A 24359-nucleotide genomic window follows, 5' to 3' on the forward strand; every position below is an offset into this window, starting at 1 on the left:
ACTGAGAGCCGCTCCATGAAGCATTTGATTTTCTTCTGCGGGCACGCGGGCACGGGCAAGACGACGCTCGCCAGGCGCCTCTTCGCGCCGCTCATGCGCGCGAGCGGCGAGCCCTTTTGCCTGCTCGACAAGGACACGCTCTACGGCGCGTACAGCGCGGCGGCGATCGGCGCGCTGACGGGCGATCCGCACGACCGCGACAGTCCGCTTTTCATCGAGCATTTGCGCGATCCGGAGTACCGCAGTCTGATCGATACCGCCGCTGAAAATCTCGCGCTCGGCGTGAGCGCGGTGGTGATCGCGCCGCTGTCGCGTGAAGTGCGCGAGCGGCGGCTTTTCGATCGCGGATGGCTCGGCATCGGCGATGACGTCGCGATCCGCGTCGTGTGGGTGCACGTGAGCGAGGATGTGGCGCACGAGCGCATCGTCGCGCGCGGCGATCCGAACGATGCGTACAAGCTCGCGCACTGGGAGGATTATCGGCAGCGCCTTTTCTTTCCCGACGATGCCCTCGCCGCAGACCTGCTGATGTTCGACAACGCATCCGCGTCCGACGATGACGAGGCGCGTCTGCTTGCGCGCCTCATCGCCCACGATTGAAGAAAGCTCAGGCCGCCGCGAGTTGCCGCGCGGTCGCGAGCGCGTTCGCGCCTTCGTAGAGCTTGCCGAAGCGGTTGTTCAGGAACGCATCGAGCGGAACCTGCTCCTGGCGCACGAAACCGCTCTGCGGCAGCACGCCTTCGCGAAAAAGATCGAGTTCCGCGCACACCGCGCCGGCCGTCGTGATCTGGATGGCGCTCATCGGCACGCCGCAGACTTCCTTCGCGAAGATCTTGCGCGTGAACACGTCCTGCACGAGTTGCCCGCCGGGACCGCCGCGCATGCCCGTCACCGTGACGAAGATAAGCACCACGTCTTGCGTCGTCGAAGGAATCGCGCGCTTGAGCATGGCTTTGAGGCCGTCGCGATCGGTGGACATGCGCAAGTCGTCGAGCAGGAACTTCATCAAATCGCGATGCCCCGGATAGCGCACCGACTTGTAATCGAGCGTCTCGACGTTGCCCGCGAGCGTTTCGCATAGCGTGCCGAGTCCGCCCGATGTGTTGAACGCTTCGTACTCGATGCCATCGAGCGAAAAATGCTCGACGCCTTCGAGCGGCTGCAGCCATTGCGTGCGGCCTTCGCGCACGGCTTCGCACGGCTGGCAATACTCGTTGATGAGCCCGTCGATGCTCCACGTCAGGTTGTATTTCAGCGCGTTGGTCGGAAACTCCGGCAGCGCGCCGACGCGCATCTTCACGTCGCGCACGTTGTGAAGACGCCGCGCGAGATCGTGCGCGACGATGCCGATGAAGCCCGGCGCCAGGCCGCATTGCGGCATGAATGCGGTGTGCGCGTCGTCGGCGATGGCGCGGATCGCGTGCGTCGCGCGCACGTCTTCGGTGAGATCGAAGTAATGCACGCCTGCCGCTTTCGCCGCCGATGCCACGCTGATCGCGAGGTAATACGGCAGCGCGTTGACGAGCGCATCGAAGCCGGTGAGCGCGTGGCGCAACGCGGGCGTATCGGCGGAATCGACGCGGCGCGTCGCAATGCCGAGCGCATCGAGTTGCGCGAGCGCGTGTTCGTCGCGGTCGAATGCGACGACATCGAAGTCGCCCGTTTCGCGCAGCAATCGCGCGATGCTTTGTCCGATCAGGCCCGCGCCGATGAGTGCCACTTTCATTTCTTGTCTCCTGTCTGGGTGTGCATGGACGTCACACATCAGTCTAGGAGCGCGTGAATTTTGAATACAGACACAAAGTGATGCGCATCGACGACCAGTTTCGTCGTTTCGACGGCCCTTCGCTACAATATGTCGAATCTCAACCCGCGCGGTCGATCTTGCGCGCCAGGATGATCGACGTCGTCGTGCGCTCGACGCCTTCTAGCGCGCCGATTTCATCGAGCAGATCGTTGAGGCGGTCGGGCGAATCGGCGCGCAGCCAGGCGACGTAATCGAACTCTCCGCTGACCGCGCAAAGTAAGTGAATCTCCGGCATGCGCGCGAAGCGCTTCTGCACGTCGCGGCCGTATTTCGGCGCGATCTTGATGCCCACGTACGCCTGAATGCTGGCGTCGAGCACGTCCTGTCCGAGCCGCACGCCGTAGCCCGCGATCACGTTGTTCTTCTCGAGACGCGCGATGCGCGCGATCACCGTCGTGCGCGCGACGCCAAGTTGCCGCGCGAGATTGGCGACGCTTTCGCGCGCATTCGTTTGCAGCAGTGCGACGAGATTGCGGTCGATGTCGTCGAGTTGATCGAGGCGCGGCGGTCTCATGTCGTCCTTTGTGAGTGCATCGTTGTTCGCGTCGATTATCGCTTTTGCATGCTGCATTCGGCATGCAACATGCGGCACGCAAAATGCCATCCGCACGCGGAGCGCGAATTTTCCAGAGACGTATCGAATGTAAGCAGTTGTGGCAACGCAGGCGATTCGTCGCTCAATCGTGATACTAATATCAGGCGACGGCGTCAACGCCCGTCTTTGCTGGTCTTTGCTGTCAGCGCATTGTCAGCAAGGCGTGGCTCGCCTCCTTTTTGAATCGATCGAAGGATTCCCCGAATGAAGAAAACACTCGTCGCAATCGTGGCGTCATGCGCCGTCAGCGCGGCCTTCGCGCAAACCTCCGCGCCCACCGCTGCATCCGGCGCGCAAAACGCTGCGCCGGCGGTATCGGCTGCGTCCGCGCCGGGCGCTTCGAAGCGCGAAGCGCGCGTGGAAGAGCGCATCGCTCAACTGCACTCGAGCCTGAAGATCACGTCGGCGCAGGAAGCGCAATGGGCGCCGTTCGCCGACGCCATGCGCGAAAACGCGCGCGCGATGGCCGATCTGTATCGCCAGCGCATCGCGCAACGCGACACGATGTCGGCGCTCGACGACATGAAGCAGTATCAGCAGATCACGCAAGCGAACGCGGACGGCACGAAGCGTCTCGTCGATGCGTTCGAGCCGCTGTACGCGAGCCTTTCGCCGGAGCAGAAGAAGCTCGCCGACACGAGCTTCCGTCAGGAAGGCCGCAATCATGGACGGCGCGAACGCGCGCATCGCCAGCCGCGCGCATCGGGCGCGGACGCGGCATCGACGACAAAGCCGTAAGCGCTGTCATCGGCGTGACGCACCACAGGCCCGCATCGACCGATGCGGGCTTTTTGCACTTTGCAGCGATTGCCGCTAGCATCGCGCTCCTTCATCCACATCGGTCCATCCCATGCTCAAGCTCTCGCAACCCGATCTCGCTTCCGATCCCGGCGCGCGCCGCGTCGTCAAGAGCGAAGTGGTGAACGTCGAATTCGCGGCCGTCGCCGGCGAACTGATGAGCCTCGAAGGGCCGAACCGATATGCACCCGGCGACGCCATCGTCACGGGCGCATCGGGCGAGCGCTGGGTCGTCTCGCGCGACCGGTTCGACGCGAAGTATCTGCCCGAAGGCGGCATCGCGCATGGCGGGCCGGGGATGTATCGCAACCGGCCGAGCGTCGTGCTGGCGAAAGAAATGAACGAAGCGTTCTCCATCGCGCGTTCCGCGTCCGGCGACGTGCTCACCGGCGACGCCGGCGACTGGGTCATGCAGTACGCGCCGGGCGACTACGGCGTCGTCAAGGCGGCGCGATTCGCGAAGGTCTATCGCGACGCGTGAGCCTCAAGCGTCACGCATCACGCGAAGTCCTCGCCCATCTCGATCTCCATTTCGCGCGGCACCGTCTCGCCGTTCGCGTGCATCTCTTCGAGCGAGCCGAGCGTCGCTTCCACATACGCGCGCAGCACCGCATAACTGCGCGCGTGCATGCGCGGCGGCATCGCGCGATAACGCGCAAGCGCGGCGGGATCGAAGCGCACGTCGATGGCGATGCGGCGCGCCGTCGAACCGAAGCGCATCGCGACGTAGTGAATCGTCAGCGACGTGCGGCCCGTGTCGTCGATCCGTTCGGCGAACTGCGTCTGGTCCGGAAAAAGATCGCTGATGACGTGCGCGAGCATGTCGATGTCCGCGCTCGGACAGTCGTATTGGTAGTCGTCCATGGATGTCGGTCGTTCAGGGTTGGCGCGCGTCGATCGGCAGAACGTCCGCGGCGCGGCGATAGTACCGCACCAGCGCCGCCGCGACGATCACGCCCAGCACGAGATAGACCGCATCGGCGGCGATGAGCGGAATGAGGCGCGCCTGAAACAGCGCGGCCGGCAAGCCGACGAGCGCGTGCGCCGCGATCAGCACGCCGAGCGCATGACGCGAACGCTCGCGCAGCATTTGCCACATCAGCGCCGAGAAACCGAGCTGGAACACGAACGCACTCACGCGCTCGATGAGAAAGATGCCCGCCGACACCGGCGACAGGCCGAGCAGGATCATGTGAATGCGCGCGATGGCATCGAGCGGTGCGCTTTCGAAATGCGAATCGAGCGTGCCGTTGTTCGCGAGCACCGCATAGACGATCCATTGCGCCTGAACGAGCACGCCGACGATCCACGCTTCCGCCCCGCCGTGCCCGATGCCGTATCCGAGCGCCGGCCCCTTTCTCTCCAGCGCCGCAGGCTCGCGCTTGATCAGCCATTTCATGCCGATGAAGCGCCCGACTTCCTCGCACACGCCCGCGGCCAGCGCGCCATACACGACGAACGCAACGGGATTCGCGAGCCACGCCGACGTCACCGGATTGCCGAGCATGAAGCCGTGCAGCGCGCGCTCGATGACCATCGCGAAGAGCGCGAACACGGCGATGCCGAGAATCGCCTCGCGCGGCACGAGGGCGAAGCGGCCACGCATGCGCCGATACAGCACGACCGGCATGGCCGCGACGATGAGCGTCACGAGCGCGAGGCTCGCGAGCGTCGGGAGACTGATCATTCCACTTCCTTCACTTTCCTTGCGATGTTTCGTGCGTCGCTTGCGGCTGGCTATCGCCTGTCGCGCGCTGCGTCGAAGCGCGCACGACGAGTTCGCCGGGCAAGAGGCACTCGCGCGCCGGCATCGCCGCTCCGCCGAGACGCTCGTGCAGAAACTCGACCGCGCGCCGGCCGATTTCGTAAGTCGGCTGACGCACCGCTGTCATGCCGGCAAGCTCGGCCCATTCGGAATCGTCGATGGCGAGCAGCGCCACGCTCGCCTGCCAGTCCGCGCCGTAGCGCTCCTTCAGATGCACGGCGACGCGCAACGCCACCGGCCCGTTCGCCGCGAAGAGCGCGACGCGCTTGCCCGCCGCGTGCGCCGCATCGACACGCGCATCGAGTTCGCCGAGCGCGGAGGCGGCATTGGCGAGATCGACGACGAGCGTCGAGCCGCTTGCGCCGAGCGACGCGATGGTCTCACGAAACGCGGCTTCGCGCAGACGCCGCGAACTGACATGCGTCACCGGCTGCACGATGAAAAGCAGTTCGTCGAAGCCTTGTTCGACGAGATGACGCGTGGCCTGCGCGACGGCGGCGGGATTGTCGAGCCCGACCATATCGGTCACGATGCCTTCGACCGTGCGGTCCACCAGCACGACGGGAATGCCGCCTTGCGTGAAGCCTTGCAGCAGTTCTTCTTTCACGCCGAGCGCGTTGACGATCACGCCTTCCACGCGATACGTCGTCAGCAGTTGCAGATAGCGCCGCTCCATGTCGATTTCGTTGGCGGCATGACAGATGAGCGGCATGTAGCCGAGCGCGTGGCACGCGGCTTCGACGCCTTGCAGCACTTCGACGGAATAGGGATTCGTGAGGTCGGCGAGCAGCATGCCGATCAGCCGATTGCGGCCGCGTTTGAGGCCGCGCGCCATCTGGTTCGGGCGATAGTCGAGCTTCTCGATGGCCGCTTCGATGCGTGCGCGCAGATCCCGCGACAGCACGCCGGTTTCGCCGTTGAGATAACGCGAAATGCTGGTCTTGCCGGTGCCGGCTTCGCGGGCGACATCGGTGATGGTGGCGCGGCGGCCGTCGAAGGCGCGCGGCAGACGCGCCTGCTGGTTGGGGTGGTCGGGATCGTCGGACATGTTCGTCATTGCGGCCTGCCTCCTGCGGGTGGAGCGGCGAAGCCATCCCCTGCGGATGGCGTGCGCACGCTCTTCGCATGTTAGCGCATGCGAAGAGCGGTCTCGTCGATGTCAGCGCCCGAGCACTTCGCGATTGACGATGTTCTGCGTGAGCGTGCCGTCGAGCGCGCCGATCAGGTTTTCGGCGGCGTTGCGGTTCATTGCGTGACGCGTCTCATGGGTGGCCGAACCGATGTGCGGCAAGGCGACCACGTTCTTCATGGCGAGCAGCGGAGAATCCGCGGCGAGCGGTTCCTTTTCGAAGACATCGAGGCCGGCGGCGCGGATGGTGCCGTTCCTGAGCGCATCGATGAGCGCGGGTTCATCGACGGTCGGTCCGCGCGATGCGTTGATGAGAATCGCGCTTCGCTTCATCTTCTTCAGTTCGTTCGCGCCGATGAGACCGCGCGTTTCGGGCGTGAGCGGCACTTGCAGGCAGACGAAGTCGGATTGCGCGAGCAGTTCATCGAGCGAGACGCGCCTCGCGCCATAGTCGCGTTCGGCTTGTTCGTTGGCATGGCGATTCGTGTAGAGCACGTTCATGCGAAAGCCGAGCGCTGCGCGCCGCGCGACTGCCCCGCCGATGCGCCCGAGCCCCACGATGCCGAGCGTTTTGCCTTGCACGTCGACGCCGAAGCACGCTTCACCGATGCTGGCTTTCCAGTGGCCTTCCTTGACCCATTCGGCGAGTTCGACGACGCGTCGCGCGCTGGCGAGGATGAGCGCGAATACGGTATCGGCGGTGGATTCAGTGAGCACATCGGGCGTGTGCGTGAGTATGATGCCGCGGCGCGTGAGATCGTCGACGTCGAATTGGTCGAAGCCTACCGAGACGGTCGATAACGCTTTGAGGCGCGTTGCGCCTTCGATCATATCCGGCGAGATCTTTACGCTTGCGCCTATCGCACCGTCGGCGTCTTTTAGCGCCGCTATGAACGCGGCTTTGTCCTTCGGGTCGACGGTCACCACTTCGGCGTGGTCGCGCAAGTAGGCTTCTACGTCGGACGGTAAAGGTTTATAGGCTACGATTTTTTTGCGGTTCATAGATGGTCGGGTTTTTTTGCCCTTGCTCGGGCGGGAAGTTTGTTTTTTGCTTTGCTTGGTTGCTGATGATATGCCCTTTCGGGATGGCTGTAATCGTGTCGGTCTATTAGCTCGCCCCTCCCCGGGGCGGGGGTCACTTTCTTTGCTGCTGCAAAGAAAGTAACCAAAGAAAGCAGCTTTCATTAGGCCCACTGAACTCAATCAGGTCACCATTCTTGACACCCACCCCGGCCCCGCCTAAGTGTCGCCCTCATAGGCCATCACCGAGTTGGTGCGAATAGCCACTGACACATCGCACCCTCATACTTAGTGGTAAGCAGCTCATCCACCCGGCACAGCGCTCCGCGCTGCCGCCCAGTACACAACAAACAAAAAACGAAAGCGAAATCAGGGGCAAGAGCAAGAGCAAGAGCAAGCAGTTAAAAAACTCACTCCCCAATGCAGTGAAAGCGCTACAAGCACCGACTCACTCAGTGATTCGACGAACCTATCGGCCGCGTAGCGGGCCGGAGCTATTTGGTGCTGTGCCAGTGAGTTTGAGGGTGCGATGACACGGTGGCTATTCGCACCAAGTCCGGTGTGGTTTGTGAGGGCGACACTTAGGCGAGTGCCGCTGCAGGAGTCAAGCGTGGGCTCACTGGGCATGCTTCGGGCGGTTTGAAGCTGCTTTCTTTGGTTACTTTCTTTGCAGCAGCAAAGAAAGTGACCCCCGCCCCGGGGAGGGGCGAGCTAATAGACCGACGCGAAAACAAACTCAACGACAAAGCAACCGCCCTAAGACCGTGCAACCGCACCAGTACTAACAAGGCCTTGAGGCTTAACAGCCAAAGTAAGCCAAACAGCCCCGAGCAGCGCAGCGCTCATAAAGACATAGGAGGCCGCCGGCGACCCGGTCGCCCCATTGAGATAACCCACAACGTACGATCCCACGAACGATCCCAACGCTCCCATGCTATTGATGAGCGCCATCGCTCCGCCCGCGACGTTCTTCGGCAGCAACTCTGGCACGATCGCGAAGAACGGCCCGTACGGTGCATACATCGCCGCGCCCGCAATCACGAGCAACGCATAAGAAGCCCAGAAGTTGCTCGATCCAAGCAGATAAGAACCCGCAAACGCAATCGCGCCAATAAGCAAAAACGGCCACACGAAAACCTTGCGCGCCTGAAGCTTGTCGGAAGCCCACGAAGCCAGCAGCATCGCAATGGTGGCCGCCAGATACGGCACCGCCGAAAGCCAGCCCGTCTCGACCATGCCGAGCGTCGAACCGCTCTTCAAGATCGACGGCAACCAAAGCACGAATCCATACACGCCAATGCTCCAGCAGAAATACTGCGCGCACAGCTTGATGACCGCCGGCGACTTGAACGCTTCACCATAGTTCTTCACCGGCTTGATGGCGGCCTGCTCCGCGCGCAACGTCGCATCGAGATCGCGCTTCTCCTGATCCGAAAGCCAGCTCACCTGCGCGGGCTTGTCCTTCACGATGAACCACCAGATCACCGCCCACACCACGGCCGGCAAACCCTCCGCGATGAACATGTGACGCCAGCCGAACGAGTTCACGAGATAACCCGATACCACCGACATCCACAGCACCGTCACCGGATTGCCGAGAATGAGGAACGTGTTCGCGCGCGAACGCTCGGCCTTCGTGAACCAGTTCGCGATGAACACGAGCATCGCAGGCATCACCGCGGCCTCGACGACGCCCAGCACGAAGCGAATCACCATCAGCGATGGAATGTTGCTCACCATGCCCGTCGCCGCCGCACAGCCGCCCCAGAGCACGAGACTCCAGAACACCAGCTTCTTCACGCTGCGCCGCTCGGCATAGATCGCGCCGGGAATCTGAAAGAAGAAATACCCGAGGAAAAACAGCGCGCCAATCAACGACGACAAGCCCTTGCTGATGCCAAGATCCTGATTGATGCCCGCAGCCGCCGCGAAGCCATAGTTCGCGCGGTCGAGATAGGCAAGGCTGTACGTGATGAAAACGATCGGCATGATCGCCCACCAGCGGCGCACGGCGAGCGTGGGTGTCGAGGAAGATTGCATGGTTGTCTCCGAACGTGAGTCGGTTGAGTCTGTCGAGACGGCCTTGGTGACGGTCCGGCTCTGCTTTGGCTCTGCTTTGCCCGACGATCAGGCGATGACTGCGGCTCGGGCCGTCTTGTCGTTGGAATGCTGTGCTTCGAGTGCATCGAGCGCGGCGCGCGTCGGCAAGCCTTCGCTATCGCCGATCACCTGAATCGCCAATGCGCCGATGCGGTTGCCGCGTGCAATCGCATCGCGCACGTCGCGCCCTTCGAGCAGCGCGCTGACGACGCCGACCGCGAAGCCGTCGCCCGCACCGACCGTATCGACGACATTCGACACCGGCACGGCCGGCACGATGCCCTCTGCGTCATCGGCGGTGCGGAAGTACGCGCCGTGCGCGCCGAGCTTCACGACCACGCCTTTCGCGCCGCGATCGAGATAGAACGCCGCGATGTCCTCGGGCTTCGCGTAACCGGTGAGCGTCAGGCCCTCGCTCACGCCCGGCAAAACCCAGTCGGCGAGCGCGGCAAGCGCATTCAACGCGTCGGCCATCGCTTCGCGCGAAGGCCACAGCGTCGGGCGCAGGTTCGGATCGAACGAGATCGTCTTGCCCGCGGCCCGCATTTCGCGGGCCATATGAAAAGCAAGTTCGCGCGATGTCGCGGAGATCGCGGGCGCCACGCCCGTCAGATGCAGATGACGCGCGCCGAGCACGTAGTCGGCGGCAAAGTCGTCGAGCGACAAGTGACTCGCCGCCGACCCCTTGCGGAAGTATTCGACGGAAGGATCGCTGCCGTCGTCGCACTTGCCTTTGAGCTGGAAGCCCGTCGGATAACGCTCGTCGACGGTCACGCAACGCGCGTCGATGCCCTCGGCGGCGAGCACGTCGAGCACGTAGCGCCCGAACGAATCGTTGCCGACGCGGCTCATCCAGCCCACCTTGAAGCCGAGCCGCGACAGGCCGATCGCCACGTTCAGGTCCGCGCCGGCGATGCGCTTCGTGAACTGGCCGACCGTCGCGAGATCGCCGGTCGCGGCAGCGACGAACATCGCCATCGCTTCGCCGTAGGTGACCACATCGAGGGCTGCGTGCTGTGCTTGCATGTCGGATCCTTGTGTTCTATGCGTAATGTCTTGTGCGCGGCGATTGCATGCTGAATTCAAAATGCAGCGATGCGCGTGACTTGAACGGCGGCGTCGGCTTCGTCGCGAAACGGGTATTCGATTGCGCGCGGCACGTTCGACGGCAGGCGCGCGAGGAGCGCGGCGAACGATGCGTCGTCGTGCGCGGGCGCGACGGCGAAGCGGCGCGCGCCCTCGCCTTGCGTCGCCTTGCAGTGGACATACGCGACGTGCGGCGCGAGCCGCTCTGCGGCGTCGAGCGGATCGACATCCGCCCAGCGCCAGTTGCCCGTATCGAACGTCATGGCGAGGCCGCTTGCGGTCGGCAGTGCGGCGAACAGCGTTTCGAACGCGCCCGGCAGGCCGCCCGCTTTCATCTGTCCGTTCTCGACGACGACCTCCGCACGCGAGCCGGCAATTGCATTCATCATGCAATCGATGGTCGCGGCATCGGTGGCGACGCTGCCTTCCATGCCGCCCAACTGCAGCTTGACGATGCGCGCGCCGAGCGCATGCGCTTCGTCGATGGCAAGCGTGAGCGCGTCGCGATCCAGCGTTCCGTCCGCGCGAAAGAGCGTCGCGGGCGTCGAATGCACGGACCAGAGCCCCGCCGCACGGATGCGTTCACCGAGAAGCGCCAACGCATCGGGTTGCATGTCGGCGTCGTCGGCGAACAGTTCACGGCGGACTTCGAAGCCGTCCGCGCCCGCGAGCGCGGCCTTCTCCGCCCAGAACGCGTGGCCGTCACGACGGATCGCATCGACGCCGAATGCGCTCGCGACGATCACCACTTCCATGCTTTTCGTGCTTTCCACCGCGCTCCCTCGTTTCGTCTGGAACCGGTTCCATTTGCTTGTTAGAAAAAAGACGCCGGAGCGCCTTGTCTGAGGACGAATAGTGCGCTCGACGCTCGACGCGGCGCCATAGTGGAATTCCCTAGCCGATCGGATCGGACTGCTCGCAAAGTTCGAGAAATCTCGACGCCGCCCGCGACGGCGCGGCTGCATGCGGCACGAGGATCGAGAACCGGCGCGTCAGCGGCGCCGGAGCGATATGAAGACGGCGCAGCACGTTGGACTCGTGACGAATCGACATCGCCGATACGAAACCCACGCCCATTCCCGCCCGCACGGCTTCCTTCACGCCCTCGACGCCGGCGATTTCCAGCCCGACGCGCATCTCAGCGCCGGCCTCGGCAAACGCACGCTCGACGATCTGCCGCACGCCCGACCCGCGCTCGCGCAACACGAGCGGATGCTCGCTCACCTCGGCGAGCGTCGCGGCGTCGCGGCCATCGGCCAGCGGATGCCCGCTCGGCACGATGGCCACGATCTCGTCCTCGCGCCACGCCGTCACGCCCGCCGTGGGCGGCAGTTCCAGACCCGCCGGCCCTTCGATGATCGCGATATCGAGCGAACCGAGCGCCGCGACGATCTCGGTCGTATTGCCGTCGATGGTCGTCACCGCGACGTCGGGGTATTGCTTGTGGAATGCCGCGATCAGGTACGGCAGCAGATAGCTCGCGGGCGTCGTGCTCGCGCCCACGCGCAAGGTGCCGCGTTCGAGGCCGCGCATCGCATCGCGCAGTGCATGAGCGTCCCGAAACGTTTCGCGCAGGCGTTCGGCGTAGATGCGCAGTTGTTCGCCTGCGGGCGTGAGGCGGATGCCGCGACCGTCGCGCTGATACAGCGGCTCGCCGAATTCATCCTGCAACAACCGAAGTTGACCGGACACCGCCGGCTGCGAAAGATGCAACGCGACCGCCGCACGGCTGATGTTGCCGTGCTCCGCGACGGTCGCGAAAGTTATCAGCTGTTCAGGGGTCATGCATTCAAAATATCAGGTAAGTCGATATTTTGCATTCTAAATCACGATTTCTCATATGCATATATCGAGACTAGGATATGGCCACTGGATCAACTTCGTATGCAAGGACGCTCACCATGTCCACGGTTCAATCGCCCGCCTCGGCCGCTTCGCATTCCGCCACGCGCGGCCAGCTCAACGGCATTCTCTTCGTGGCGCTGTTCGCGGCCGCCGTCACGCGGCTTTCGGCGCTGCCCGCCATCGCCGGACTCGGGATCAGCCCGCTCATCGTCGGCATTCTCGCCGGCGCCATCTACGGCAACGCCCTCAAGGACGGCATGCCGCAAAGCTGGGCCGCAGGCGTCAACTTCTCGGCGCGCAAGCTGCTGCGCATCGCGGTTGCGTTCTTCGGGCTGCGCGTGAGTCTTCAGGAGATCGCGCATGTAGGGCTCGCGGGCATCACCGTGTCGGTGCTCGTCGTGGTGAGCACGCTCGCAATCGGTACGTGGGCCGGCATGAAGCTGATGAAGCTCGACCGCGATACCGCGCTCCTCACCGCCGCCGGCAGCGCGATTTGCGGCGCGGCCGCCGTGCTCGCGTTCGAATCGACGCTGCAATCCAAGCCGCACAAGAGCGCGATGGCCGTCGGCAGCGTCGTGCTGTTCGGCACGCTTTCCATGTTCCTCTACCCGATTGCGATGCACGCCGGCTGGCTGCATCTCGACACGCTCGGCGCGGGCCTTTTCTTCGGCGGCACGATCCACGAAGTCGCGCAAGTGGTCGGCGCGGCGAGCAACGTGAGTCCGGAAGCGACGCACATTGCGACCATCGTCAAGATGACGCGCGTGATGTTGCTCGTGCCGGTGCTGCTCGTCGTCGGATTCTGGGTCAGCCGGTCGCGTAGCGCGAAGGACGAAGCGTCTCAGGCCGGCAAGGGCAAGCTCGCGTTGCCATGGTTCGCGCTCGGTTTTCTGGCGCTGGTCGTCGTGAATTCGCTGCACATCCTGCCCGATACCGCGACCAGCACGCTCAACACGCTCGACACCTTCGCGCTCACGATGGCGATGACCGCCCTCGGCATGGAAACGCGCATCGCGCAGATTCGCGAAGCAGGTCCGCGTGCGATTGCAACCGGCGCGATTTTGTATGCATGGCTCATCGGCGGCGGACTCGCGATCACGATCGGCGTCGCGCGCCTGTTCGGCTGATCGCTGAATCGAGCTGCATCAATAATGCAAAAGGCCGCCTTCAGATGAAGGCGGCCTTTTGCGTTTTGCCTACTGTCGATTGCATGCAGCATGCAGCATTCAAAGAACCAATCAAGCGAGCCGCAGCGCCTGCTCGAAATCGCCGATGAGGTCGTCGATTTCCTCGATGCCCGCCGACAGCCGGATCATGCCGTCCGAAATGCCCATCGCCTTGCGCGTGTCCGCGCCGGCTTCGAAGAAGATCGTCGGCGCGACGGGGATGATGAGCGTGCGCGTGTCGCCCAGGCCCGTTGCCTTGACGGGCAGCTTCATCGCGTTGATGACATCGACCATTCTCTGGGGATTGCGCAACTCGAACGACAGCAGCCACGAACCGCTCTTGAACAGCGACTTCGCGATGCCATGCTGCGGATGACTCTCGAGCCCCGGATAGAACACGTTGCCGATCGCATCGTGCCGCTCAAGAAAACGCGCGAGCGCCAGCGCGTTGTCACTGCACTTGCCGACGCGCAACGCCAGCGTCTCCGCGCCCAGCGCGATCTGATGCGCCTGCTCCGACGACAACGCCGCGCCCATGTCGCGCAGCCCCTTCTTGCGGATTTGCAGCAGCCCCTGTTCCTTCGATGCGGAGCGCCGATAGTCGTCGGCGATGTTCGGATACCGGCTCCAGTCGAAGCGCCCCGTGTCCGTCACCGCACCGCCGAGCGCCGCGCCATGACCGGCGATGGTCTTCGTCAGCGAATTGATGACGAGGCTCGCGCCCACGTCTTTCGGGCGGAACAACGCGGGCGACGTGATCGTGTTGTCGACGACATAAGCCAGCCCACGCTCGCGGCACAACTCGCCGATGCCTTCGAGGTCCGGAATCTGCGTGCCCGGGTTCGCTATCGTTTCGACGAAGACCATGCGCGTGTTCGGCTTGATGGCATCGGCGACGTTCTGGCGCGAGCCGGCATCGACGGTCGTCACTTCCACGCCCAGCGTGCGCAGCGTGCCGAACAGGCTGTTGGTGTTGCCGAAAACGTAACGGCTTGCGACGAGATGATCGCCCGCGCGCAAGAGCGTCAGGAACACGGCCGTGATCGCGGCCATGCCGGTGCTGAAGCAGATGGAGCCGACGCCTTCTTCGAGACTCGTGATCTTGCGTTCCAGCGCGGCGGTGGTCGGCGTGCCCTGGCGCGCGTAATTGAAACCGCCTTTCTTCGTGCCCTGGAACACGCCGATGAGGTCTTCCACGCGCTCGAAGCCATATTGAACCGATGTATGGATCGGCTGGCGCAGGCCGCCGTGCTCGACACCCGTGTTTCTGTCGCCGTGAACGATGCCCGTGGTGAAGCCTTGCTTGTCCATCCCTTCTCCGCTTCTATGTCGATATGTGCTTTTGCATTCGGCATGCTGCATGCAACCGGCGGCATGCAACATGCAAAAAACCATTCTACACCGGGGCTTTTTGAAGGCCGGACCGTTGCGCGTGATGTTCAGGAACGGGAATAGCCGTTGCTCGCGCTACTGCTTTCGCCCAAGCGATCACGCTTCGGATCGTGCTTCAATAAGCAACGATCGCCGCTTGCGGCACGACTGACGAGGACCTCACGCATGGCTTACGAACTCTTTTATTGGGACGGTCTGCAAGGCCGCGGCGAATTCGTGCGGCTCGCGCTGGAAGATGCGGGCGCGGAATACATCGATGTCGCACGCGAACCGAAGAAAAGCGGCTACGGCATGGACGCGATGATGAAGGTGCTGAACAGCAAGACCGAGGCGCATATCCCGTTTGCGCCGCCGTTCCTGAAAGACGGCGAACTCATCGTGCCGCATGTCGCGAACATCCTGCTTTATCTCGGTCCGAAACTGAAACTCGCGCCGAAGGACGAAGGCTTGCGATACGTCGCGCATGGACTGCAACTGACGATTGCCGATTTCGTGACCGAAGTTCACGACACGCATCACCCGCTCGCCACCGATTTGTATTTTGAAGACCAAAAGGACGCCGCGAAGATTCGCGCAAAGAGCTTCATCGAGCAACGCGTGCCGAAATTCTTCGGCTATTTCGAGCGGGTGCTGAAACAGAATCCGCATGGCGACAAACAGATGGTCGGCGACGCGGTCACTTACGTCGATCTGTCGATGTTCCAGCTCGTCGAAGGATTGCATTATGCATTCCCTCGCGCGATGAAGACGCTCTCGAAGCATTATCCGCGCGTGGCCGCGCTGCACGATGCCGTCCTCGCGCGGCCGAACATCGCGGCGTATGTGGATTCCGAACGGCGCATTCCATTCAACGAATCCGGCATCTTCCGCCACTATCCCGAACTCGATCAGAACGCGAAGTAATGCGCGCGTTCCGGTCGATGCCCACTCGTTCATAACAGGAGCCACCATGGTCGAAACGATTCCTTCCTTCGGTCTCGGCACGTTTCGCGTCGATGCCGAGAAAACCGTGCACGCCGTCAAGAGCGCGCTGCAGATCGGCTATCGTCACATCGATACCGCGCAGTTCTACAAGAACGAAGCCGCCGTCGGTCAGGGCGTGCGCGACTCGGGCATCCCGCGCGAAGACGTCTGGGTGACGACGAAGGTCTGGTGGGAGCGGCTCGAGCGCGACAAGCTGATCGCGAGCCTCGAAGACAGCCATGCGCAACTCGACATCGGCACCATCGATCTCGCGCTCGTGCACTGGCCGTCGCCGGACAGCGCGGTACCCATCGCCGAGACGCTCGCCGCGATGCAGGAAGCGCAGAAGCGCGGGCTGATCCGCCATTACGGCGTGTCGAACTTCACGGCGCCGCTGCTCGAAGAGGCGCTGAACGCGCCGGGCGGCCGCGAGATCGTGACCAATCAGATCGAAGTCAGCCCGTTCCTCGCGAACCGCGCGCTCGTGGAAGCGACGCAGCGGCTCGGCGTCAAGGTGACTGCGTACATGCCGCTCGGCGAAGGCCGCGCGCATAACGATCCGACGATCGAGGCCATCGCCGAGAAGCACGGCGCGACGCCCGCGCAGGTGACGTTCGCGTGGCTTTTGTCGCGGGCCATCGTGGTGCTGTCGGCATCGACGAATGCGGAGCATCAGCAGATCAACTGGGACGCGCAAAAGCTCAAGCTCGATACCGACGACATCGCCCGAATCGACGCGCTCGACGAAGGCAAGCGCAACGCGAATCCATCGTTCGCGCCGAAGTGGTGACGCCGCGCGACGCCGCCCGCCGTCACGCCAAAGCCCGGCTCGTTCACGCGAGCCGGGCTTTTTTCTGCACAAGAAGCGGCGATGCGCCCGCCGCGCAATGCTATCCTTTCGGCGCTCTTATTCCGTTTGCTTCTTAGCTATCCACGTTTTCAGCTAAACAACCCGTGCTCTCATTTCTGCTCAAGCTGCGAACGCGCGCCGAACAGTTTCTTCGCCTGTCCGATTCGCACACCATGCTCATCTGGGCCGTGGTCGTCGGCGTGGCGGGCGCGCTGGCGACGATCGTGTTCCGCGAAGGCATCGCGTGGACACAACTGCTGCTCGGCAATCGTTCCGAGGGACTCGTCGCGCTGGCGAGCAGCCTGCCGTGGCCCGCGCGCGTCGTGCTTCCGGCAGCGGGCGGCCTCATCGCCGGCTTGTGCCTGATCGTCGCGCGGCGGCACACGAAGAAAAACGGCAACACCGACTACATGGAAGCGGTGACCATCGGCGACGGCGCCGTGCCCGTGCAGCAAAGCCTCTGGCGCAGCCTGTCGTCGCTTTTCACCATCACGAGCGGCGGTTCCATCGGCCGCGAAGGGTCGATGGTGCAGCTCGCCGCGCTCGCGTCGTCGCTCATCGGGCGCTGGGTCCACTTCGATCCGCCGCGCCTGCGCCTGCTCGTCGCGTGCGGCGCGGCGGCGGGGATCACGTCGGCGTACAACGCGCCGATCGCGGGCGCGTTCTTCGTCACCGAGATCGTGCTCGGCTCCATGGCGATGGAGAGCTTCGGGCCGATCGTGGTGTCGTCGGTCGTCGCGAACATCACGATGCGCGAATTCGCCGGCTATAAGCCGCCGTACGAAATGCCGGTGTTTCCGACCATCGCGGGCGTCGAAGTGCTGCTCTTCGTCGTGCTCGGCCTCTTGTGCGGAACGCTCGCGCCGCACTTCTTGCGGCTTCTGGCGGCATCGAAGAAGCGCTTCTCGCTGCTGCCGCTGCCCTTGCCGATTCGGCTCGCGCTGGGCGGTTTGATCGTCGGCATCATTTCGATCTGGTGGCCCGAAGTCTGGGGCAACGGTTACGAAGTGGTGAACTCGCTGTTGCATCAGCCGTGGACATGGACGGCGCTCCTGACCGTGCTCGCCTTCAAGATCATCGCGACGGCCGCGACGGCCGGCTCCGGCGCGGTGGGCGGCATATTCACGCCGACGCTCTTCGTCGGCGCGGTGCTCGGCTGTCTGTACGGCATCGCCGTTCACACGATCTGGCCGCACGCGACGTCGGCCCCGTTCGCCTACGCGATGGTCGGCATGGGCGCCTTCCTCGCCGCCGCGACGCACGCGCCGCTCATGGCGATTCTCATGATCTTCGAGATGACGCTGTCGTATCAGGTCGTGCTGCCGCTCATGCTCTCCTGCGTGGTGGCATATTTCATCGCGCGCACGTCCGAGCAGACGTCGATGTACGAAGTCACGCTGCGGCGCACGCGCGAGGAAAAGGAGCGCCTGCGCCTGGCCGCCACGCAAATGCGCGAACTCGTGAAGCCCGCCGATACCGTCGTGCCGCTCACCGCGAACGTGAAGGACATGACGCGCGTGTTCCTCGAATATCCGGTGAAGTATCTCTATGTGGTCGATGAAGCCGAGCACTTTCGCGGCGTGGTCGCGCTGAAGGACATCACGTCCGATCTGCTCGACGAACACGATACCGCCACGAAAACCGCCGCCGATTATCTACAGCCGCAATTCGACGTGCTCACGCCCGACATGTCGCTCGGCGAAGCGTTGCAGCACTTCCTCGCGTTCCAGGGCGAACGGCTGCCGGTGATCGAGCGCAAGAGCGAACCGCTTCTGCTCGGCGTCGTGTACAAGACCTCGCTTCTCGACGCATACTTCCGCTTGAACCCGACGCCGCGCTGAAACTGCGCGGCCGTGCAATTTCGTGGCGCATTTCCGGCGCGCGCGAACAGGCGCGCGAAGTCACCGGCTTGTTCGCGAGTTCACGCATTACTCGAAGTATGTTCGCGCGACGCCCGCTCGTCGCGCCCGTACGCGGCGGCGCCCTGAGGGCCGACGCGCGCAAGGCATGCGAGTGCGGCATCGGCATAGCCTTTGCTTGATGCTACTCGCTGCTTAGGTGAGGAGGGGTTACCCGATGAAGACCTCAACGTTGTTGTCGATGGCTCTGGTTTCGGTGTCGTGCTATGCCGCGCCGCTGCATACGAGTTCGTCGGATGGATCGGCGGCCGTTGCATCCGCCACGCGCGCCGCGTTGCGCCTGAACGCCGGGCCGGTCGCCCCGCCCGCGCCAGATATCTCGGCGCAGAGTCTCGATCACGCCCGCTGGCGTCACGTGCCGCTGCCGAAATCGCGCGCGCCGAGCCACGGCATGGCGAGTCAGACGATTCAAGTGCAGACCTGATCCTCACTCGCAGCTTCCGGATTCCAATAACATCAACAGGACGCCACGATGACCGACAAGCCATCCCAGCAACACGGATTGAACGACGAGCCGATCGACGACGAAATCGCGCAGGTATTGCGCAGCGTGACGTATCCCGCGAACAAGGATGCGCTCGTGGACGCAGCGCGCGAAGCCGGCGTCAGCAACGATGTCATCACCGTGTTCGATGGTTTGCCCGAGCAGGACTATCGCGACGCCGATGCGGTCGAGCAGATGCTCGGCAGCAACGGCGGACCGGGAATTTCTGTTTGACCCGCTGATCTTCTGAACGCGCTATCCACATAGCGCGTTTTTCTTATTTCTCTTCGATAGACACGGGCGCACGGACATATGCCGCGCGCCCGCCCTCCCCTCGAATTCCTCAACTTCCGCGATACTGCGCCGCGCTCGCCCCGATCGGCGCGGCCGGCTTCTGCGCCGGCTTCTTGCTCGCGCCGGCAGCCGCACCGCCTGCCGCCGCATCCGACGACATATACGCCGGCGCGGCCTTCGCCTTCTCCTTCATGCCTGCGGGCGGCGCGGTCGGCGCCTTGCGCATGTCGGCGAGCATCTGGTTGCAGGGCAGCGGCTTGTTGTTGCTCGGCGCGATGAGCGGAATCAGCGCGGCGAACGGATTGATGAGACCGAGCCCGACCGCCGCCGCGCCACGCAGCGCCAGAACCGGACTCACGCCGACGTGCGGGTCCTTGAACGTGCCCTTCACGTAAAGCGGCGAGCGCAGCGAGAACACGCGAAAGCCCTTCGTATGCGGATGAATGCCGAGATCCATGTCCTCGCTCTTCAGATTGATGGTGCCGTCGACGTTGATGACCGCGTCGTCCGTATCGAGGGCGAAGACACGCGAATCCAGCACGCCGTCCGTCACGACGAAGTCCGCCGCCGCGCAATTGATGTTCACATCGCGCTTGCCGAAGAGCTTTTCATAGATCACGTTCGCTACGTTCAGACCCGCCGCTTCCATGTACAAGCGGCTCACGGTCCCTTCCGTGACGAGCGCCTTCACTTCGCCATTCGATGTCGCCGCGAGCTTGGCCGGTGAATTGCCCGTCGCGGAGAGCGCCGCGTCGCCGTTGATTTCGCCGAGCGCGGACTGCATCGTCTTGTTGGTCGGGAAAAGCTGCTTCAGCTTCAGATGACGCGCTTCCGCCGAGAACTTGCCCTTCAGCGGCGCGCTGCTGCCGTCCAAGTGAATATTGGATGCAAACGTGCCGCCTGCCACGCCGAACTTCAGCGGTTCGAGCGAGAGCACGCCATCCTTCATCACCACGTGCGTATAGAGATCGGTGATCGGCAGGCTCGGGTCCTTGATGAGCCGCTGGCCGGTGAACTTCACGTCGGCGTCGATGGCCTTCCAGCGGTCCGTCTTGAACTCCTCGGTCGGCAGCGCCTTCGAGGACGGCTGCTTCTTTTCCTCGCCGCGCTTGGCCTTGCTCGCGTTCGAATCCGCGCCGATGATCGGTGCGAGATCCGAGAACTGCAGCAGATGCGAAACCAGCTCGCCTTGCAGCAGCGGACGCGGCTTCCTGCCCGCATACACGAGCGAGCCGTTGATGTCGCTGCCGCCCACGCGTCCGGTGAAGTTCTCGTAATGAAAGACGTTGCCCTCTTCGCGGAACTGTCCGGTCAGCCGGCCTTCGGTCGCGAACGGCGGCGTTTCGGGCAGCGTCACGCCCGTGAACGGATACAGATGCGCCATGCTGACGGCCTGCACCCACAGCCGCAGATCGAGCGCCGCGAGATGCGCCGGATCGGTCACGGTGCCGACGAACGCGATATGCGTATCGCCGAGACGGATATCGGCCTGAACGGGGAACGGGCGCTGCGCGTCCTGCACGGCGAGCACCCCGCCGAGCTTGCCTTCGCCGGATACCTTGCCGCCGTTGTACGTGCCCTTCGCGGTCCAGCCGAACGCATACGGCGGAATGGGCGGCTTCGGCGCGTTCTTCGTGGTGATGCTCTGTTGCGCCGACGTGCTCGCCGGATTCGGCGCCGATGCGTTCGCCGCCGCAGCCGCCGACGCCGCCGATGCCGCCGACGCTTCGGAAGCCGCCGCGACATCCGCCTGCTTTTCGAGCTTCGCGGCGCCGCCCTTGCCGACCATTTCCGCCGACGACTTCGCCGATGCCGCTTCCTGCTGCTTCATCACTTCGCCGATCGGCACGGCCTGCCCGAGCGTATCGACGACGACGTTCATGTCGGCGTTCGTCACTTCGTCGTGCACGTTGATCGTGCCTTTTGCGAGCGAGATGTCGCCGAGTTTCAGGTTCCACGTCGACGGCTCGGTCGACTGCTTGAACTTGAACGTCCAGTTGTTGCGATTGTCCTTGAGCCGTTCGATATCGATGGACGGATTCACGAGATTGATCGCCGGAATCACGATGTCGTGCGCGAGCAGCGGCAGCACGGCCACCTGGAAGTCGATCTCGTCGAGCGTCGCGAAATGCTGCTGGCGCGCCCAATCGGGATTCGCGATGGTGATTTTTTCAGCCGAAAAGCGCGGCCACGGCACCCAGCGTTTCCAGCCCGTTTCGTTGGGCGGACGACGCCAGCCGACCTTCAGGTCGCCGGTGATATGAAACTGCCGGCCGATGGCCTGCGTGACTTTATCGTCCACCCACGGACGCAGACGGTTCCAGTCGAAGGTAAGAAAGATGACCACGAGCACCGCGATCAGGATTGCGAGAATGGCGAAGATCCATGCAACGATCTTCCCGATTTTCCCGGCGGTTCGGGCTTGCGCCATATCGGCTCCATCCGTTTTTGCTGATTAGCTGTGCGCCAGCACAAGCCATGCCCGCTTTTCCCGAAACGCATCGCGCGTAAGATGGCGGCAGTCAAAATTTCCCCACGAAAAACAATGACAAATGCGTCCGTGCCGCTCGTCGCGGCCCATGGCGTCGTGCGCCTCGACGCGGCGCGCGGCACCTTGCTGCTACATCGCACCGACTTCGCGCTCGGCGCGGGCGAGCGCGTCTCGATCACCGGGCCGTCGGGATCGGGCAAGAGCGTGTTCCTGCGCACCCTCGCGCTGCTCGATCCGTGCGACGAAGGTTTCGTGACGTGGCGCGGCGAACGCATCGCGCGGGCGGGGATTCCGGCGTATCGGCGGCGCGTGGCGTATATCGCGCAAAGGCCCGCCATGCTCGACGGCACTGTCGAAGACAACCTGCACTATCCGTACACGCTGAAGGCGTATCGCGATGCCCGCTTCGATCGCGACGCCGCCGCGCGCCTCGCGCATGCCGCCGGGCGCGGCGCCGATTTTCTCGACAAGCCCGCGAGCGAGCTGTCGGGCGGCGAGGCGCAGATCGCCGCGTTCGTTCGCGTGCTCCAACTCGCGCCCGACGTGCTGCTGCTCGACGAGCCGACCGCATCGCTCGATCCGGCCTCCGTGCGCGCGATCGAAGCGCTCGTCGCCGCCTGGTTCGACGACGGCGACCGGAACCTGTCGCGCGCGAGCATCTGGGTATCGCACGATCCGGAGCAGGCGCACCGCGTGGCCGCGCGGCATCTCACGATGACGGCGGGCGTGCTGGCCGAACCGAAGGACGCGCGATGAACGGCTATCAGAACCTGAGCCTCTTCGATATCGGCCTCGCGGCGGCGTTGATCGTCGTGAACGGCGCGCTGTCCGTCGCGCTGAAACTCGGACTCGAGCGGCGTCTCGCGATTGCCGCGGTGCGCACGGTCGTGCAACTGCTGCTGATCGGCTACGTGCTCGGCTGGGTCTTCGCGTTCAGCCGATGGTTCGTCGTGCTGCCGCTGATGGCGCTGATGACGGTGATCGCCGGCTTGGCGGCGTCGAATCGCGGGCGGCGCACCTACGCGGGCCAGCGCGTGGACAGCCTCGTGTCGATCTGGGGCGCCTCGTGGCTCATCGGCGCGTTCGGGCTGTTCGCGGTCATCCGCATTCATCCGTGGTACGAGCCGCAATACGCCATTCCGATTCTCGGCATGATCCTCGGCAACACGCTGACGGGCGTATCGCTCGGCATCGAACGGATGACGGAAGAACTGACGGCGGGACGCGGAGCCGTCGAAATGTCGCTCGCGCTCGGCGCGACGCGCTGGGAAGCGGCGCAAGGGCCCGCGCGCCAGGCGGTGCGCGCGGGCATGATTCCGACGCTCAATCAGATGGCCGTCGTCGGCCTCGTGAGCCTGCCGGGGATGATGACCGGCCAGGTGCTCGCGGGGCAATCGCCGTTGCAGGCGGTGCGGTATCAGATCGTCATCATGTTTCTGATCGCGGCGGCGTCCGGGCTGGGCGTGGTCGGCGCGGTCGTGCTGACTTACCGGCGGCTCTTTTCGCCGGATCACCGGTTCATGGTGGGGAAGCTGATCGAACGGCAGCGCAAGACGCGCCGCTTCTGATCATTCCCCGCGATACGCCCGCTCCAGCGCCGCGATGTCGAGCTTGATCATCTGCCGCATCGCCGTCATCGTGCGATTCGCCTTCGCCGGGTCCGGGTCCTGAAGCATCCCGAGCAGGCGCGGCGGCGCGACCTGCCACGTCACGCCGAAGCGGTCGGTGAGCCAGCCGCACGCCATCGCCTGGCCGCCGTCGAGCAGCGCGTCCCAGTAATGGTCGATCTCGGCCTGATCGTCGCATTTGATGAACATGGAAATGGCCGGCGTGAACTTGAACTCCGAGCCGCCGTTGAGCGCCATGAACTCCTCGCCGTCGAGTTCGAACACCACGGCAAGCAGGCTGCCGACCGGGCCGGGGCTCGCTTCGTTATGCAGCAGCGTCCGCGTGATGCGCGCGTTCGGGAACACGCCGACATAGAAGTCCACGGCTTCCTGCGCGTTGCCGTCGAACCAGAGACAGGGCGAAATCTTGTTCATGCGCTCCTCCTTCGTGACGTTTGCTGGAATGCCCGCGCGTCAGCCGCGTTGGCCGCACGTGGCCTGCTGCATTTCGGCGGGCGTGACATCGCGCACATGCGTCGCGACCGACCATTGATGTCCGAACGGATCTTCCAGACGCCCGTAACGGTCGCCCCAGAACATTTCGGCGACGGGCATGATCACGCGCGCGCCCGCGGCTTCGGCCTGCTTCATGGTGGCGTCGGCGTCTTCGACATATAGATGGAGCGTGACGGGCGAGCCCTTCAGCGCGGTCGCGCCGAGCATGCCGAAGGCGGGATTTTCATCGACGAGCATGAGCACCGAATCGCCGATCTTCACCATCGCGTGCATGAGCTTGCCGTCGGGACCGGGCAGCCGCCCCAACTCGATGGCGCCGAACGCGCGTTGATAGAACTCGATGGCATCGGCCGCGCCCGCGCACACGATGTGCGGGGTCAGCGAATGCATGTCTTCGGGAATGGCTTTGACGGTGGATGCGGTCATGTCGGCTCCGTGCAGGGACAAAGGTGGACGAACGGGTCAAACCTACGACGTGCAAGCATGCCGCCAATCGACATCGTTCCGCGCACGGAGCGCAATTTTTCACATG

The 24359-nt window shown here is 63.9% G+C and carries 25 protein-coding genes; 11 read left to right on the plus strand and 14 right to left on the minus strand.

Features of this window, described 5'->3' with window-relative positions; translation table 11 throughout:
* Positions 1-15 precede the first annotated feature (15 nt).
* The gene (locus tag NCR39_RS07365; protein WP_250451611.1) at positions 16-600 is read left to right on the plus strand and encodes a P-loop nucleotide/nucleoside kinase family protein; all 585 of its coding nucleotides are present in this window, start codon (positions 16-18) and stop codon (positions 598-600) included.
* A 7-nt stretch (positions 601-607) separates the two neighbouring features.
* Here NCR39_RS07365 and NCR39_RS07370 read toward each other — a convergent pair whose 3' ends face one another.
* Both NCR39_RS07370 and NCR39_RS07375 read right to left on the minus strand, forming a co-directional pair.
* On the minus strand, positions 608-1726 hold the full coding sequence (locus tag NCR39_RS07370) for a saccharopine dehydrogenase family protein (RefSeq protein ID WP_250451612.1): 1119 nt from the start codon (positions 1724-1726) through the stop codon (positions 608-610).
* 139 nt (positions 1727-1865) lie between these two features.
* Complete coding sequence (locus NCR39_RS07375) at positions 1866-2321, minus strand: Lrp/AsnC family transcriptional regulator (protein ID WP_250451613.1); 456 nt, start codon at positions 2319-2321, stop codon at positions 1866-1868.
* Between the two features lie 285 nt (positions 2322-2606).
* Between NCR39_RS07375 and NCR39_RS07380 the strand changes: the two genes are divergently transcribed.
* Together NCR39_RS07380 and NCR39_RS07385 are read left to right on the plus strand one after the other, a co-directional pair.
* Positions 2607-3140 (plus strand): Spy/CpxP family protein refolding chaperone, encoded by a 534-nt coding sequence (locus tag NCR39_RS07380; protein ID WP_250451614.1) that lies wholly within the window; start codon positions 2607-2609, stop codon positions 3138-3140.
* Between the two features lie 112 nt (positions 3141-3252).
* Positions 3253-3681, plus strand: coding sequence for a PGDYG domain-containing protein (locus tag NCR39_RS07385; protein ID WP_250451615.1), 429 nt, complete (start codon positions 3253-3255; stop codon positions 3679-3681).
* A gap of 17 nt (positions 3682-3698) precedes the next feature.
* Here the strand turns inward: NCR39_RS07385 and NCR39_RS07390 are convergent, their stop codons facing one another.
* The 8 genes from NCR39_RS07390 to NCR39_RS07425 all read right to left on the minus strand — a co-directional run bounded on the left by NCR39_RS07390 (position 3699) and on the right by NCR39_RS07425 (position 12085).
* Complete coding sequence (locus NCR39_RS07390) at positions 3699-4064, minus strand: DUF3022 domain-containing protein (protein WP_250451616.1); 366 nt, start codon at positions 4062-4064, stop codon at positions 3699-3701.
* Positions 4065-4077: 13 nt separating this feature from the next.
* Positions 4078-4887 carry a YhfC family intramembrane metalloprotease gene (locus NCR39_RS07395; protein WP_250451617.1) on the minus strand — a complete coding sequence of 270 codons (810 nt, stop codon included), beginning with the start codon at positions 4885-4887 and terminating at the stop codon, positions 4078-4080.
* Between the two features lie 10 nt (positions 4888-4897).
* Entirely contained in the window at positions 4898-6013 is a 1116-nt protein-coding gene (locus tag NCR39_RS07400; RefSeq protein ID WP_250451651.1) for a LacI family DNA-binding transcriptional regulator, read from the minus strand.
* A 111-nt stretch (positions 6014-6124) separates the two neighbouring features.
* Positions 6125-7096, minus strand: coding sequence for a 2-hydroxyacid dehydrogenase (locus NCR39_RS07405; RefSeq protein ID WP_250451618.1), 972 nt, complete (start codon positions 7094-7096; stop codon positions 6125-6127).
* 774 nt (positions 7097-7870) lie between these two features.
* Positions 7871-9154, minus strand: coding sequence for an MFS transporter (locus tag NCR39_RS07410; protein ID WP_250451619.1), 1284 nt, complete (start codon positions 9152-9154; stop codon positions 7871-7873).
* Positions 9155-9241: 87 nt separating this feature from the next.
* Positions 9242-10240, minus strand: coding sequence for a sugar kinase (locus tag NCR39_RS07415; protein WP_250451620.1), 999 nt, complete (start codon positions 10238-10240; stop codon positions 9242-9244).
* Between the two features lie 56 nt (positions 10241-10296).
* The gene (locus NCR39_RS07420) at positions 10297-11055 is read right to left on the minus strand and encodes a sugar phosphate isomerase/epimerase family protein (protein WP_250451652.1); all 759 of its coding nucleotides are present in this window, start codon (positions 11053-11055) and stop codon (positions 10297-10299) included.
* A gap of 139 nt (positions 11056-11194) precedes the next feature.
* The gene (locus NCR39_RS07425; RefSeq protein ID WP_250451621.1) at positions 11195-12085 is read right to left on the minus strand and encodes a LysR family transcriptional regulator; all 891 of its coding nucleotides are present in this window, start codon (positions 12083-12085) and stop codon (positions 11195-11197) included.
* 116 nt (positions 12086-12201) lie between these two features.
* Between NCR39_RS07425 and NCR39_RS07430 the strand changes: the two genes are divergently transcribed.
* The gene (locus NCR39_RS07430) at positions 12202-13272 is read left to right on the plus strand and encodes a YeiH family protein (protein ID WP_250451622.1); all 1071 of its coding nucleotides are present in this window, start codon (positions 12202-12204) and stop codon (positions 13270-13272) included.
* A 111-nt stretch (positions 13273-13383) separates the two neighbouring features.
* On the opposite strand, the gene NCR39_RS07435 is transcribed toward NCR39_RS07430, so the two are convergent.
* The gene (locus NCR39_RS07435; RefSeq protein ID WP_250451623.1) at positions 13384-14622 is read right to left on the minus strand and encodes a cystathionine gamma-synthase family protein; all 1239 of its coding nucleotides are present in this window, start codon (positions 14620-14622) and stop codon (positions 13384-13386) included.
* Between the two features lie 246 nt (positions 14623-14868).
* On the opposite strand from NCR39_RS07435, the gene NCR39_RS07440 reads away from it, so the two are divergent.
* The 5 genes from NCR39_RS07440 to NCR39_RS07460 all read left to right on the plus strand — a co-directional run bounded on the left by NCR39_RS07440 (position 14869) and on the right by NCR39_RS07460 (position 19153).
* Complete coding sequence (locus tag NCR39_RS07440; RefSeq protein ID WP_250451624.1) at positions 14869-15606, plus strand: glutathione S-transferase; 738 nt, start codon at positions 14869-14871, stop codon at positions 15604-15606.
* A 46-nt stretch (positions 15607-15652) separates the two neighbouring features.
* Positions 15653-16456 (plus strand): aldo/keto reductase, encoded by an 804-nt coding sequence (locus tag NCR39_RS07445; protein WP_250451625.1) that lies wholly within the window; start codon positions 15653-15655, stop codon positions 16454-16456.
* A gap of 164 nt (positions 16457-16620) precedes the next feature.
* Entirely contained in the window at positions 16621-18357 is a 1737-nt protein-coding gene (locus NCR39_RS07450) for a ClcB-like voltage-gated chloride channel protein (protein WP_250451626.1), read from the plus strand.
* A gap of 235 nt (positions 18358-18592) precedes the next feature.
* Positions 18593-18859, plus strand: a complete 267-nt coding sequence (locus NCR39_RS07455; protein ID WP_250451627.1) for a hypothetical protein — start codon at positions 18593-18595, stop codon at positions 18857-18859.
* 48 nt (positions 18860-18907) lie between these two features.
* On the plus strand, positions 18908-19153 hold the full coding sequence (locus tag NCR39_RS07460) for a DUF2795 domain-containing protein (protein WP_250451628.1): 246 nt from the start codon (positions 18908-18910) through the stop codon (positions 19151-19153).
* Between the two features lie 109 nt (positions 19154-19262).
* On the opposite strand, the gene NCR39_RS07465 is transcribed toward NCR39_RS07460, so the two are convergent.
* Entirely contained in the window at positions 19263-21644 is a 2382-nt protein-coding gene (locus tag NCR39_RS07465; protein ID WP_250451629.1) for an AsmA family protein, read from the minus strand.
* Positions 21645-21758: 114 nt separating this feature from the next.
* On the opposite strand from NCR39_RS07465, the gene NCR39_RS07470 reads away from it, so the two are divergent.
* Positions 21759-22460, plus strand: coding sequence for an ABC transporter ATP-binding protein (locus NCR39_RS07470; RefSeq protein WP_250451630.1), 702 nt, complete (start codon positions 21759-21761; stop codon positions 22458-22460).
* A complete protein-coding gene (locus NCR39_RS07475; protein WP_250451631.1) occupies positions 22457-23272 on the plus strand; it encodes an ABC transporter permease in 816 nt (271 codons plus the stop codon). Before NCR39_RS07470 ends, NCR39_RS07475 begins: the two co-directional genes overlap by 4 nt.
* Here the strand turns inward: NCR39_RS07475 and NCR39_RS07480 are convergent, their stop codons facing one another.
* Positions 23273-23746, minus strand: a complete 474-nt coding sequence (locus NCR39_RS07480; RefSeq protein ID WP_250451632.1) for a VOC family protein — start codon at positions 23744-23746, stop codon at positions 23273-23275. It lies immediately after the preceding gene.
* A 39-nt stretch (positions 23747-23785) separates the two neighbouring features.
* The gene (locus NCR39_RS07485; protein WP_250451633.1) at positions 23786-24253 is read right to left on the minus strand and encodes a VOC family protein; all 468 of its coding nucleotides are present in this window, start codon (positions 24251-24253) and stop codon (positions 23786-23788) included.
* Positions 24254-24359 lie beyond the last annotated feature (106 nt).

The sequence above is a fragment of the Caballeronia sp. ATUFL_M2_KS44 genome, from assembly GCF_023630965.1.
GTDB classification, from domain to species: Bacteria; Pseudomonadota; Gammaproteobacteria; order Burkholderiales; family Burkholderiaceae; genus Caballeronia; species Caballeronia concitans.